This is a genomic window from Desulfobotulus sapovorans DSM 2055 (genome assembly GCF_059569355.1).
In genome coordinates this window covers 249483-263210 of the sequence record NZ_JCANVJ010000001.1, presented here as the reverse complement: position 1 = coordinate 263210, position 13728 = coordinate 249483, and the positions used below count along the sequence as shown (strand labels likewise).

General features: G+C 53.9%; 14 protein-coding genes. 10 read left to right on the top strand and 4 right to left on the bottom strand.

What is annotated here, in order from left to right:
- Positions 1 to 161 precede the first annotated feature (161 nt).
- The gene (gene trhA, locus BR04_RS01055) at positions 162 to 812 is read right to left on the bottom strand and encodes a PAQR family membrane homeostasis protein TrhA (RefSeq protein WP_496354123.1); all 651 of its coding nucleotides are present in this window, start codon (positions 810 to 812) and stop codon (positions 162 to 164) included.
- Between the two features lie 236 nt (positions 813 to 1048).
- Between trhA and BR04_RS01050 the strand changes: the two genes are divergently transcribed.
- The 6 genes from BR04_RS01050 to BR04_RS01025 all read left to right on the top strand — a co-directional run bounded on the left by BR04_RS01050 (position 1049) and on the right by BR04_RS01025 (position 5869).
- On the top strand, positions 1049 to 1693 hold the full coding sequence (locus tag BR04_RS01050) for a Crp/Fnr family transcriptional regulator (protein ID WP_496354122.1): 645 nt from the start codon (positions 1049 to 1051) through the stop codon (positions 1691 to 1693).
- Positions 1694 to 1729: 36 nt separating this feature from the next.
- Complete coding sequence (locus BR04_RS01045) at positions 1730 to 2809, top strand: type IV pilus twitching motility protein PilT (protein ID WP_496354121.1); 1080 nt, start codon at positions 1730 to 1732, stop codon at positions 2807 to 2809.
- Positions 2796 to 3854, top strand: coding sequence for a type IV pilus twitching motility protein PilT (locus tag BR04_RS01040; RefSeq protein WP_496354120.1), 1059 nt, complete (start codon positions 2796 to 2798; stop codon positions 3852 to 3854). The genes BR04_RS01045 and BR04_RS01040 overlap by 14 nt, the downstream gene beginning before the upstream one ends.
- 303 nt (positions 3855 to 4157) lie before the next feature.
- Complete coding sequence (locus BR04_RS01035; protein WP_496354119.1) at positions 4158 to 4598, top strand: flavodoxin; 441 nt, start codon at positions 4158 to 4160, stop codon at positions 4596 to 4598.
- Between the two features lie 87 nt (positions 4599 to 4685).
- On the top strand, positions 4686 to 5087 hold the full coding sequence (locus tag BR04_RS01030; protein WP_496354118.1) for a hypothetical protein: 402 nt from the start codon (positions 4686 to 4688) through the stop codon (positions 5085 to 5087).
- 275 nt (positions 5088 to 5362) lie between these two features.
- On the top strand, positions 5363 to 5869 hold the full coding sequence (locus BR04_RS01025; RefSeq protein WP_496354117.1) for a hypothetical protein: 507 nt from the start codon (positions 5363 to 5365) through the stop codon (positions 5867 to 5869).
- A 542-nt stretch (positions 5870 to 6411) separates the two neighbouring features.
- Here BR04_RS01025 and BR04_RS01020 read toward each other — a convergent pair.
- A complete protein-coding gene (locus BR04_RS01020; protein ID WP_496354116.1) occupies positions 6412 to 6573 on the bottom strand; it encodes a hypothetical protein in 162 nt (53 codons plus the stop codon).
- A 337-nt stretch (positions 6574 to 6910) separates the two neighbouring features.
- On the opposite strand from BR04_RS01020, the gene BR04_RS01015 reads away from it, so the two are divergent.
- The 4 genes from BR04_RS01015 to BR04_RS01000 all read left to right on the top strand — a co-directional run bounded on the left by BR04_RS01015 (position 6911) and on the right by BR04_RS01000 (position 10937).
- Positions 6911 to 8047, top strand: coding sequence for a glycoside hydrolase family 3 protein (locus BR04_RS01015; protein WP_496354115.1), 1137 nt, complete (start codon positions 6911 to 6913; stop codon positions 8045 to 8047).
- 83 nt (positions 8048 to 8130) lie between these two features.
- Positions 8131 to 8952 (top strand): EFR1 family ferrodoxin, encoded by an 822-nt coding sequence (locus tag BR04_RS01010; protein WP_496354114.1) that lies wholly within the window; start codon positions 8131 to 8133, stop codon positions 8950 to 8952.
- A gap of 80 nt (positions 8953 to 9032) precedes the next feature.
- Positions 9033 to 9983: a YbgA family protein gene (locus BR04_RS01005; RefSeq protein WP_496354113.1), complete on the top strand. Its 951-nt coding sequence runs from the start codon at positions 9033 to 9035 to the stop codon at positions 9981 to 9983.
- A 51-nt stretch (positions 9984 to 10034) separates the two neighbouring features.
- Positions 10035 to 10937 (top strand): TIGR01777 family oxidoreductase, encoded by a 903-nt coding sequence (locus tag BR04_RS01000; RefSeq protein ID WP_496354112.1) that lies wholly within the window; start codon positions 10035 to 10037, stop codon positions 10935 to 10937.
- A 345-nt stretch (positions 10938 to 11282) separates the two neighbouring features.
- On the opposite strand, the gene BR04_RS00995 is transcribed toward BR04_RS01000, so the two are convergent.
- Entirely contained in the window at positions 11283 to 12587 is a 1305-nt protein-coding gene (locus tag BR04_RS00995) for a CBS domain-containing protein (protein ID WP_496354111.1), read from the bottom strand.
- A gap of 12 nt (positions 12588 to 12599) precedes the next feature.
- Positions 12600 to 13430, bottom strand: a complete 831-nt coding sequence (locus BR04_RS00990) for a hypothetical protein (protein ID WP_496354110.1) — start codon at positions 13428 to 13430, stop codon at positions 12600 to 12602.
- Between the last annotated feature and the right edge of the window lie 298 nt (positions 13431 to 13728).

The following is a 13728-nucleotide window of genomic DNA, read 5'->3' as shown; positions in this document are numbered from 1 at the left end:
AATGGTGCAAAGCCCCTTTCTGGCGGAACCCTGCACCCTCTTTTCACTTCAGCCTTACGCTATTTTCAGGGCAAATAAAAGCCGGAAAGCTTTCCCCATGAAGGATAGTTTCCGGCCCGAATCCGTCTGCACTGCGATGTAAGCGTCCCCATGCCTCCGTATCAGGAAAGCGTGGTGGCATACATATGGTACATCATGGCGTAATGCAGTCCCCCGCCTAAAAGCACCATCACATGAAAAAGCTCATGGAAGCTGAACACTCCCGGCACCATGCGGGGTCTTTTGATGGCATAGATCACGCCGCCGAGGGTAAAGGCAAGACCGCCCGCAAAGAGCAGGACAATCTGGACAGAACTCATATTCCCCAGCACCTGCCCCATGGGAAAGACCGCCGTCCAGCCCATGGCAAGATAGATGCCTGCATAGAAAGCCCTGGGCGCACGGGGAAAGAAAACCTGGGTGATGAACCCAAAGCCCACAAAGCCCCATTGCAGGGCAATCATGCCCCAGCGCCAGTTTCCTTCCAGACAGAAATAGGAAATGGGAGTATAGGTTCCGGCGATCATGAAAAAAATGGCCATGCGATCCATTTTTCTCCAGAAGGAAACCTCATTTTCCTCCTTCTTAAAGGCATGGTAGAGGGCACTGGCAAAGAAAAGAAAGGTAACGGAAAGCCCATAGATCAGGGCCGTTGTCATTCCGGCTCTGGAAGAAGCCGCCACGGGCATGAGGTAAATCGTTCCGGCAAGGGCGGCAACGCCCCCCGCCAGATGGGAATAACAGTTAAATGATTCCTGCGCTTTGCTGACCATACATCCTCCTTAAATACCCGATATCTTCAGATCCTTGCAGAACACGATTTCCCGAATATGACATGCAGGGATCATAGCCGCTCAAAGAAGGAAAAAAATAAAAAAAAACTTTCATGATAAATGTTTTACAAAAGCCTGAGGAAACCCCACTTTCTCCTTGACCCTGATCCCGAAAGCCCTGTAATTTTCCCCATATTGCAAAAAAACGCACTCCCAAACGGACAGGGAGAAATGGCATGATCAAAACCAAACTGATTGAAGTGCTGACGGGGCTGGATGTCCTGAAAAACTTCACGGCAGGACAGATCAACGATCATTTTTTCAAAAAAGGCCATGCCCGGATTGTTGAGTATGAAAAGGGAGAGCGGATTCTTTGTGAGGGAGAATATGACAACTGGGTTTACTGGCTCATTGAGGGGAAGGTGGGCGTCATTAAAAACGGGGTCATGGTGGCCTCCTTCCAGCGTATCGGGGACATGTTCGGGGAAATGAGTCTGCTGGATGGCGATGCCCGATCCGCCTGTGTGGATGCCCTTACCCCTACCGTCTGCTTTGCGCTGGATATGTCCGTACTGGATCATCCCGTCTTCAAAGATAAAATCAGCCGGGAATCCTTCTGCCGCAACCTGGCCCAGCTCACCAGTGAAAGACTGGCAAAAACAACCACCAGACTTTCCGGAGCGGAGCAGGAACTGGTGGAGCTGAGAAAACTGCTGCATCAGAAAGACCGTGAACTGGAAGAAGCCACTGCCACGATCCGGCAACTGACGTCCATCAATGGCAAACTCAGCCGGCGTATCACAGAGCTGACGGAAAAATATGAATGGATTTCAAAACTTATTCCTGCCCATCTTGTCCCCCCATCGGAAAAACAAAAATAAGCACAGCCACCCCATCCCATCAGGAGAGAAAAGCATATGGCCACCCTGCACAAGGTTTTCAAGGCCGCCGTTGATCACAAGGCCTCGGATATCCATGTTGCCCCCGGAGAACCCTTTATTCTCCGCCGTCTGGGGCGACTCCAGAAACTCAAATCCGCATCCCTCACCCCGGAGCAGAGCCGACACCTTATCTTTGAGGTGCTGACCGAAGCCCAGCGCCAGCAGCTGGAAAAAGACCAGCAGATCGATTTTGCCCTGGAAGTCCCCGATCTTGGCCGGTTCCGGGGAAGCGCCATGTTCCACAACAATGGGCTTTCCGCAGCCTTCCGGGTCATCCCCCCGGCCATTCCCAGCCTGGAATCCTTAGGGATGCCCGAGACGGTGAGAAAGGTGCTGGACAACCATCAGGGGCTGATTCTGGTTACAGGTGCCACGGGTCATGGCAAGACCACCACCCTGGCCGCCATGATCGACTACATCAACACCACCCGTGCCCACCATGTCCTCACCGTGGAAGACCCCATCGAGTTTGTGCATCCCCTTAAAAAATGCGCCATCAACCAGCGGGAACTGAGCCGCAGCACCCGCTCCTACGCCAATGCCCTCAAGGGTGCCCTGAGACAGGATCCGGATGTCATCGTCATTGGCGAACTCAGGGATCTGGAAACCATCTCCCTTGCCATATCCGCATCGGAAACAGGGCATCTGGTCATCGGCACCCTTTCCACCTCCAGTGCCGCCAAAACCATAGACCGCATCATTGATTCCTACCCCTCCAGGGAACAGGCCCAGATCCGGGCCATGCTCAGCGAATCCCTCAAGGCAGTGATCACCCAGAGGCTGATACCGGGAAAGGACGAAAAATCCATGGTCATGGCCCTGGAAATCCTCATCGGCACCCTGCCCCTCACCAACCTCATCAAGGATGCCAAAACCTTCCAGATTCCTTCCCTCATGCAGACGGGAAAATCCGTGGGCATGCTCATCATGGATGATGCCATCATGGCCCTGCTGAAAGAGGAAAAAATCAGCGCAGCCGAGGCCTTTGCCAATGCCTCCAACCCCGAACGTTTCAGACCCCTGCTGGAAAAGGAAAACGCCCATGGCAAAGATTGATGCCTACTTCAAAGAGATGAAGGCACGGGGTGCCAGTGACCTGCACATGGTTGTGGGTTTTCCGCCCCTGATTCGCCACCGCGGGGAGCTGGTGCCCCTGGATGCCCCGGTTCTGACGGCGGAATCCAACCGCAGCCTCCTCATGGAAATCATGCCTCCGGAAAAACGTGCTTATCTGGATGAAAACCTCGACTGCGACATGGCCTACGCCCTGGAAGGTGTGGGCCGTTTCCGCTGCAATTTTCTCTTTCAGAACCGGGGAATCGGTGCTGTTTTCCGCATCATTCCCACGGAAATCATGACCCTGGAACAGCTCAGCCTGCCTCCTGTCATGAAAAAGATCGCTGAACTCCGCAAAGGCCTCGTGCTGGTCACAGGCCCCACAGGCAGCGGTAAATCCACCACCCTGGCCGCCATCATCGACTACATCAACAGCAGCCGGGATGCCCACATCATCACCATCGAGGATCCCCTGGAGTTTGTTCATCCCAACAAACGCTGCCTCTTCACCCAGCGTGAAATCGGCACCCATGCCAAAAGCTTTGCCGATGCCCTGAGGGTCGCCAGCCGGGAAAATCCGGACATCATCCTTGTGGGAGAAATGCGGGATCTCGAAACCATCTCCCTGGCTCTGACCTGTGTGGAACTGGGAATTCTCGTTTTCGGAACCCTGCATACCAACAGTGCGGCCAAAACCATAGACCGCATCATCAACGCCTTCCCCTCGGATCAGCAGGCCCAGACCCGCACCATGCTGTCCGATGCCCTCAGTGCCGTGGTGGCCCAGCAGCTGCTGAAAACCAGAGATGGCAAAGGTCGCTGTGCCGCCAACGAAATTCTCTTAGGCTCTCCCGCCCTGGCCAGCATTATCCGGGATGGCAAGATCTCCCAGATCAGCTCCATTATCCAGACCGGCAGCACCCGGGGGATGCAGACCATGGATCAGCACCTGATGCAGCTCATCCGGGAAGAACGCATCACCCGCGAAGCCGCCTACGAAAAAGCCATCGATAAAAAACTGTTTGCCACAGAACCGGAAGAATAAAAACCGGAAGACCCAAAAGGGAGGATGCGCTTTTTCTGGTATCCTTCCCTTCCTTTTTCCCCTGCCTCTTTTGCCCGAAAAAAACCTGAAAACCATCCCCCGGCCTGCTGCCATCTGAGCCGAAGCTTCTCCCATTCAGAAAAAGTGCATGAAAACGAGGGCAGGATCTGAAGCGTCATGGCTGCATCCGGGTCATCACCCGCCTTATTTTTTGTCTTGCCTAAAAAAATAGTTGACAGCAAAATCACCCTTCTGTATTTTTGGCCAGACTAAAATATTAACAACAAAAAAGGAAATTTTACAATGTCTACTTTGATCGTTTATGGCTCCACCACCGGGAATACGGAAACCGTCGCCTCCATGCTGGAAAAACATTTTAACGCCAAAGGGCTGAAGACCCTGTGCAAAAATGTGACAGACACCGACATTGAAGAATTAAAGAATCAGGATCTCATCCTGCTGGGCTGCTCCACCTGGGGAGAAGAAGAAATCGAACTTCAGGATGATTTTATTCCCTTTTATGAGTCCCTGGATAAAGCCCCCATCAAGGGAAAACGTATTGCGGTTTTCGGGTGTGGAGACAGCTCCTACACCCATTTTTGTGGTGCTGTGGATGCCATAGAGGAAAAGGTCAGAGAAAATTCAGGAAAACTGCTCATTGACGGGCTGAAAATTGATGGGGATCCGGGGGATGCACGGGCGGAAATCATCGACTGGGCCGATGACCTGATCAAGGCCCTGTAAGTCTCACACTTTACGGATATTTCCGTATTCAGTCCACAGGGCCATCTGCCATGGCCCGTATCCAGCCCAGAAACAGGAGGGAGTACCATGACCAAAAAACAGTCCAAAGTAATGCGAACCTTCCAGATCCGGATGATTACCCAGCTGGCACAGGGAACCTTTTCTTCCATTGATCTGAAAAACGAGATCTTTGTCAAATGGATGGTAGGCTACATGGCCGAAAACCGGATTCCCTTCCAGCTCATTCCCCTGGGGGCAGGCGTTACCCGGATTGTCATGGCAGGTGCTCTCTGTCCCCACTGCCAGGGAAAGGGATTTTTCCCCGGTGAACATCCGATGGAACAACGCCTGGAACTCCTGGCAGATCTTCAGGAGGATGATGAAGCCCCCCATAGCGCAGGTGAACCTTCCTGCGGTGGCAACTGCTCCTGTGAACAGGGCTGCGCCAGCGGCGGCATCTGCTGCCAGGCAAGGCAAAAAGCTGCATAAAGGCCGCATGGGAAGAGTTCTTCTGTCCCAGGGCAAGGGGCTCCCCGCAAGCCCCTTGGCCCCACCCCCGCCCCATGTGCCCGGATACCCTCCACACCGGCCCTGGGGCGACGCTCCCCTCCTGAAACCCGGAAGCCCCTCATGCTTCCGGGTTTCCTCTTCTCCCCTTCCCGGTACCCCACACCTTGACAAGCACCGGAACCTCCTGAATACTCCTGCGCGTTTGCCAGCATGCTGTTTGCGGTATGCCGCTTTTCCCCTATTCCGGAGACGCCATGAACACCAGCCCCGAAACCTGTGTGCAGCGCTATCTTGAAATCGAAACACTGCTCCACCATTTTTATACCTATTTTGATTACTGCGCCGCCGTCTGCATCCCAAACCTCCTCGCCCTTTCCGGCGGTATGCCCGTAGCCGCCTGCTGCAAGGATCGCTATTATCAGGTCTACGATCTGGAACACCCCGCCTTTGACCTTCTCCGCAGCCAGAGAGAACAGCTTTACGGCAGCCCCGAAACCCAGCGGGAAAGCTCTGCCATCAGCCCCTGTGAATACCATGGTGCACAGGGCTGCCGTCTGAAAAGTCACAAAAGTCCGGTCTGCCTCAGCTTCATGTGCCGTCCGGCCATTGAAACCCTGAGGGAAAAACACGGCATCTTCACCTATGATTACCTGGGCTTCAACTATGCCCTGGAATGGATTCTCACAGGGGATATGGGAGCAAAGGAATGGGAATCCTTCAGGGAGAGTATTTTGGAAATGATCCGGAAAGTATCCCGATAAAACAGCTTACGGGTTCATCCGGAACAGGGGCTTCCTCCTTTTCCAGGCACGGGGAGATCTCCGCATCCAGAGAGCCCGGGGGGCGGTTTCCCAAAGAGTCCTGCACCTCGGCCCGGAGGGTATAAGGCCCCTTGAATCCGCTGCCAGATCCCAGCGCACAGAAACCGGTTCTGCTTCCGCATCCGAGGCATAATCCACCTCAAAACAGGACATTCCCATATCTGATTACCATCTTTCTTCAGCTATCGTTCCCATGCTCCAGCGTGGGAACGCACTACCGGGCGCTCCTGCGCCCAAAGCCAGTATCCTCGGGAATTCCTTCTCTGGGAACTGGGTATTGACAAAGCACCGGGATGATCCAGACCAAAAGATGGAGCGCATCCAGTTTCTGAATGCCATACAAGCGTTTGGGGCATGACAGTGTTCCGGTATTCAAGACGCTGGAGCGTCTCAAGATGCATTCCCACGCTGGAGCGTGGGAACGATGGGTTCAATGCTGCATGGGCAAAATCTGCGATTGCATGGCTGAGGTAAGGTGGTAATCAAATTCCCATATGATTGGGCGTCTCCCCGGAGACATTCCGGATGGCCACACGGGGACTGTCCCAGGCCCAGTCCAGAAGGATCTTCATCAGCTCTTCCCTGCGAACCGTCCCCCTGTCATTGTTGATGCCCTCAAGACCAAAGCCTGCAAGCACAAACATGCCGGGACTGATCCGTCCCGGCGTTTCCAGGCTCGGCTGGCCTTTTTCGAAAGGATCATGCTCCGAAAAACATGGCGATTCTTCGACATATTGCACTGGGGCTGATCAAGAACGAAAAGACTGTAAAAAGACGTCTTAAGGTACGCCGAATGAAAACAGCATGGGGCAATGCCTATCTGCTGAAGGTTCTGCTCAGATAATTTTTACATGCGCCCACCCTGACTCCCGGATCCTTTTCATTTGACATCCCCGTCGGGATACCCCTAAAAAAAGACATCCTGCATGTCTTTTCCGTCTCCTTTTCCCCATTTTCCGGGCGTTCCAAGAAAGAGGCTCCATGAAACCCAGATCCCTGCTTCCCCTTTTTCTGCTTTTCATCCTTTTTTTCCTTGTCTCTGCCTGTTCCAGCTCCACGGGAGATCCTGCCGGGGAGGTTTCTCTGGAAGAACAGATGGGGCAGATGCTCATCATCGGTTTCCGGGGGACGGAAATCACGCAGGAGGATACCCTCTACCAGGATATCCGGGATCGCCACATCGGCGGGGTGGTGCTCTATGAGTACGATGCCCCCTCCAAAACAAGGCCCAGAAACATTGTCTCACCGGAGCAGGTGAAAGCTCTGGTGTCCACCCTCCAGTCCGCCTCTCCCAAACCCCTTTTCATTGCCATCGATCAGGAAGGGGGCTTTGTGAACCGCCTCAAGGAACGCTACGGATTTCCGGCCACCGTCTCCGCCCAGTACCTTGGCGATCTCAATGATGAGACCGAAACCCGCAAACAGGCCGGACAAACGGCGGAGACCCTCGGGAATCTGGGCATCAACGTGAATTTTGCCCCTGTGGTGGATGTGAACGTGAACCCGGACTGCCCTGTAATCGGCAGAATAAAGCGCAGTTTTTCGGCCAGTCCGGAGCTTGTGTTCAGGCATTCATCCATCTTTGTGGAAGAGCAGGCAAAAAAGGGCGTCCTTTCCGCTCTCAAACACTTTCCCGGACACGGAAGCTCCAAAGAAGACTCCCACAACGGCTTCACGGATACCTCGGATACCTGGCAGACCCTGGAGCTCTACCCCTATCTCCTCCACTTCATGAATGATTTTAAAGGTATGGTCATGACAGCCCATACCTTCAACCGCCATCTGGATCCCAATGATCCCGCAACCCTCTCCCACAGCACCCTCACGGGCATTTTACGCAAACGCCTGGGCTGGGACGGGGTCATTGTGTCCGATGACATGCAGATGGGCGCCATCACGGAGCATTACGGCATGGAAACGGCCATTGAAAAGGCCATTCTCGCAGGCGTGGACATGCTGATCTTTTCCAATAATTCCCCGGCACCCTACAACGGAAACATTGCCCGGGAAGCCCTGGACATCCTCCGGAAACTGGTGGCGGAAAAACGCATTTCCAGGGAAAGGATCGCCCTTTCCTATGAACGAATCCAGGCTCTGAAGGAGACGCTTCCCAGATAAAGACCCTGCCCGTCCTGCAACCCGGACAGGCTTTTTCATGACACAAGGCCCTTTCACACATTCCAGACAGGGAGGTTTGTACGATGCCTGAAAGCATCAAGACGCTGTATTTCAGCCCGACGGGTACAACCGAAAAAATCGTCAGCGGCATTGCCCAAAAAATGGCGGTGCACTCCGGAAAAGATCTTGCGGTCTGCCCCTTTGACATCACGCTTCCGGAAGCACGCAAAACCCCCCTTTCCTTTGACAGAAAGGATCTCGTTGTCATGGGAGTGCCGGTCTACGCCGGTCGCGTGCCCAATCTGCTGCTGAAATTTCTCGACACCCTTGCCGGCAACGGGGCACAGGCCGTTGCCATTGTCCTTTACGGTAACCGCCACTATGATGACGCCCTCATCGAATTCCGGGACATCCTCACCTCAAAGGGCTTCCAGGTCATCGCTGCCGGTGCCTTCATCGGCGAACATTCCTTTTCAACGACTCTGGGGGCAGGAAGGCCCGACCCGGAAGATATGGCCGTGGCCGCAGATTTCGCTGCCAGAATCTCCCAAAAAATAGACTCTGCTGAAGAGAGCCATCCTGTCTCCGTCAAAGGGAACAGACCCTACAGGGCCTATTACCGCCCCAAAGATCAGAAAGGAGAGTTTGCAAACATCCTCAAGGTGGTTCCCAGAACCAGCGAGGCCTGCACGGACTGCAAGCTCTGTGTCTCGGTCTGTCCCATGGGATCCATCGACGGGGAAGATGTGTCAAAGATCACGGGGGTCTGCATCAAGTGCTGCGCCTGTATCAAGAAATGTCCTGTAGAAGCCAAGTATTTTGATGACGAAAAATACCTCTGGCACAAGCATGAGCTGGAAAGGGATTTCACCCATATACGGCGGGAACCGGAATGTTTTGTCTGAAGCCCTTCTGATCCCGCATCACAAGGGAGGAAGCAAGAAATCCCCTTCTCCCGGTTCCGGAATCCAAAAAAGGAGACCCCATGACCCGACCCATCATCCTTGGCGTCAGTTCCTGTCTTCTGGGAAATCTCGTCCGCTACGACGGCGGACATCAGCGGGATCCCTACATCCTCCACACCCTGGGGCAGTACGTACGCTACCTTCCCGTATGCCCGGAAGTCGAATGCGGCATGCCCGTCCCCAGAGAATCCCTGCGTCTTGTGGGAACTCCCGAAAACCCACGCCTGCTCACCCGAAAAAGTGGTGAAGACCATACAGACACCATGGAGACCTGGGCTGCCGGACGTCTGGATGCCCTGGAAAAGGAAGATCTCTGCGGTTTCATCTTCAAAGGAGGTTCCCCAAGCTCCGGCATGGAGCGGGTCAAGGTGTACAACGAAAAAGGCCACATGATCAGCAAGACCGGCGTGGGAATTTTCGCAAAAGCCTTCATGCAGCGCTTTCCCCTCACTCCTGTGGAGGAAGACGGCAGACTCCATGATCCTGTGCTGCGGGAAAACTTCATCATCCGGATTTTCGCCCTCACCCGCTGGCGGGAGGCCAGAAAAAACATGAGGCTTGGGGATCTTGTGGCCTTTCACACGGACAACAAACTGCTCCTTCTGGGACACAGCACGGAACATTACCGGGAAATGGGACGTCTTGTGGCCAGGGGGAAGGAGATGGAGGCAGATCTTCTTTTCAAGGAATACGAAACGCTCCTGCTCCAGGCCTTAAGCCGCAAAGGCACCCGCAAAAAAAACACCAATGTACTTCAGCACATGCTCGGGTATTTCAAGCACATTCTGCCCGATACCGAACGCCAGGAGCTGCTCGATCTCATCACCCGCTACCATGAGGGGCAGCTGCCCCTCATTGTCCCCATCACCCTGATCGGACACCATGTCCGTAAATATGATGTGGGCTACCTTGCACGTCAGACTTACCTCAATCCCCATCCTGCGGAACTGGCTCTGCGCAACCATGTCTGAAAGCCGGGGAATCCCCCGTCGCTTTCTGAATCCTGAAAACAAGGAGATCGTATGCGTACATTCATCACCGGGGGGGCCGGCTTTGTGGGCACCCGTATCCTTTCTTTCCTCCTCGATAAAGGATTTACGGTTGCAGCAGCGGATCTGGCTCCGAACCACCCTTGCCTTTCCCATGGCAATTTCACCTATATGCAAGCAGATACCACCCAGCCCGGTTCCTGGCAGGAGGTGGCAGGTGAAGCCGACCTTGTCATCAATCTGGCCGGACGCAGCATTTTTCACTACTGGACGCCCTCTTCCATGGAGGTGATGCGTGCCTCCCGCATCCTCACCACAAAAAATCTGGTTTCCGCCCTGTCCGGAAAAAAACATCAGACCCTGCTCTCCACCTCCGCCATCGGCTACTACGGCTCCTGCGGGGATGAAGAACTGAAAGAAAACCATGAACCTGGCAGCGATTTTCTCGCAAAACTCTGTGTGGAATGGGAAGATGCCGCTCTGGCTGCGGAAAAAAAGGGCGCCCGGGTGATCTGTATGCGCTTTGGCATTGTGCTGGGAGACAGGGGAGGCGCCCTTTCCAAGATGGTTCCCGCCTACCGCATGGGGGTGGGGGGGCCTCTGGGATCCGGCGAACAATGGATGCCCTGGGTGCATGTGGAGGATATTGTCAATGCGGTGGATTTTTTCATCCGCCATCGGGAAACGGCAGGCGCCTATAATCTTGTGGCACCGGAAAATGTCACCAACAAGACCTTTTCCCGTACTCTGGCAAGGCTTCTCCACAGGCCGGACTTTTTCAGGGTACCCGCCTTTGCCCTGCGCCTTCTCCTCGGGGACTTCGGGGAAATTCTTCTGGCCAGTCAACGGGGGATTCCGGAAAAACTGGAAGCCGAAGGATTTCGCTTTTCCTTTTCCAGTCTGGAAGCCGCACTGAAATCTGCCCTTGAATCCTGAACGTCTCCCCCTTTTTTGCCCTTTTTTTCCATACCTGCTCGTTTTAAAACAGGAAAGGCCGGACATCTTGCCCGGCCTTTCCTGCTTAACGGATTTCAATCAAGGAGCTTTTTTATGGAATACATGGCATTGTGGTCGGATCGCAGGTGCCCTTTGTCACCCCCCAATGGTTTATTTAAGGGCAGACCATCATGCGACCCCACCATACTCAGAACAAATCACCAATTCAAGTGAATAATCCTTCTTGATTCAATAAATTTTATTTTTCAATCTCTCTGAATAGCCCCATCATCCACGGATGCCTGCCCACCAAAAATTCAGCATCCCTACCGGCTCAGACCGGAATCAGTCCGGCAGCAGGTCATAAAAATACCGCATGGCATCGGATCTGGAAACAATACCGATAATCCGGCCATCTTTCACCACAGGCAGACGGCCGATGTCATGCTTTACCATAATTTTTGCAGCCTCCATGGGACTTTTACCCGGATCAATGGTGACGACATTCCGGCTCATGAAGGCCCGTACAGGGGCTTTTTTCTGGGACTCTTTGCGTATTTTCCGGAAATCCCGCCGTGAAATCACCCCTGACAGCACCCCATCCTCCATGACAGGCAAACCGGTACAGCCCTTTTCCACAAGCACTTCCCAGACCACATCCATGGGTGTATCACCATCCACCGTTTTCACAGGATAGCTCATAATATCAATGAGCTGCACAGAACTCTGCTGATTCCCCTCCAGCAAAGTAAGGATCTGCTCCACAATCACATCCGTATTGACCCGATCCAGCATGGCCGAACCCGCAGCCGGATGGCCTCCGCCCCCCAGACTGCGCATGATGGAACCCACATTGAGGTCTTCGGTTTTGCTGCGGCCAATCACAAAGGTACGCTGGCGTTCCGGATCTGTGAAAATGCCAAAGGCCGCATCCACGTTCATGATTTCCCGGTACATATTGATGACAACGGAAAGATTGCCCACATGCCCCTCAATCAGCATATGGCTGATGGCAATACGGTGTCCCTTCACATCCATCTTGGCCGATTCTCCGGCCTGGATCATCTCAAAAAGAATTTCCTTCTGCCGCTCGCCATAGACCGGTCTTAAAAAAGTGGACAAGACGTTGAGATCCGCCCGGTTTTCCAGAAGATAGGCCGCAGCCAGAGCATCTTCAGCCTTGGTGGAGCTGAAACTGAGATTGCCCGTATCCTCATACAACCCCAGCAGGAACAGGGTGGCCTGCATGGGAGTAAGCCGCTGCCCCTTTTCCCGCAGAGTCCGCACCAGAAGGGTCACCGTGGCTCCCATGGCTTCCCGGCAGATCCATCCGGCCTCAATATCCCCTTCCGGATGATGATCCCAGAGAATCAGTTCCAGATCCTTCTGCTCTTTCAGTTTCCGCAGATGCCCATCCAGGCGGGCCCAGGAACCGGTATCCACCACCACCATGCGCTGCACCTTCTTCAGATCTGTTTCCTTGGGCAGATAGGTGTCAAAGATATCTTTATGAATGGAAAGAAAGGCCTTCACATTGGGATTCAGATCGTTGGGACGCACGGGAATTGCGCCGGGATACAGAAGGGTTGCCGCAACCATGGAGGCCACGGCATCAAAATCCGCATTTTTATGTGTGGTGATAATGTCCATGGATCTCACATCCTAAGGTTCGTTCATGGGGGATGGCCGGGCGGGTACAGGCCCCTCCGCTTCCCCTTCCTTTTCTTGTGCTGTCTTTTTGTTCCCTTCCCCTTTCAGGGGGGCAGGCAAAAGGGGGGATGCATCCGGAAGAAACTCCCTTTTTTCCATCTCCAGAGTCAGACGCAGACGCTCCATTTCCAGCCTGGCATCCATGGCCTTACCAGCCAGACGATACCGCAGATACAAAAACCAGAAACAGAGGCTTAAAACCCCCAGAAAAAGAACGGCAAAAATCCATTTGAACCGCAGCACCAGCTCCAGTGCCGAAAGGGCGGCCCGTGAAAGCAGTACAGGCAGCACCCAGAGCCCCAGGACGGAGACAAAAACCAGGCCCCCAACGGTGAAAACCCCAGGCCTGTCCATACGGGACAGAACCTGTTCCAACCCCTTTTCCTTTTCCCGGACAGTCCCGGCGGGATCCGTCTCCCTCAGAAAAAGGGCGCTCCATACCTTTACCAGAAAAGCAAAAAAAAGCACCAGACCAACGGGAACGCCGATGGCCGTAAAGAGCCAGGCCGTAAGGGGAAAGGGAATGTCCCGGGTGATCAGCCGGGTATGGTAGGATTCCAGGGGGCCAAAATTCTGCTCAAAATAGTAGCGGTCAAAACGGGTCAGCGTGTCTCCACGGGTTTCATAGATCACCCCCCCATCCTGATTCTGTACCTGAAGCCAGGACTTTGTCCCTGAAATATTCCAGGCAACGGCAAAGGCAATGATTTCTCCTGCAACAAGGAGAACCAGAAGAAAAAGAATAAGCCTGCGGGACAATCCGGACGCTGGTATGGCCTGCACCATAGACTCCTTCCCCGGGGGGTTCCCCCTGTCGAATGGATACAAAAAAGGCAGCAGCTTCCCAGGGAAACCACTCCCCCTTCTCCTTAACACAGCCCCGTCATGGGAACAACATCCCAGGGACATTCACGATCCCAGGGGAAAAAAGCCCTTTTTTCCCGAACAGAGAGTCCTTTCTTCCCCAGACGGGTCTGTGCTATGTTCCCCTACCAATCTTCCGGGCTCTCTGGCCGACGCGGATGCCTCAAAGCCCCTCCTTTTTTATCCGGACTGCAATCAATGAGAAATTTCATCTTCC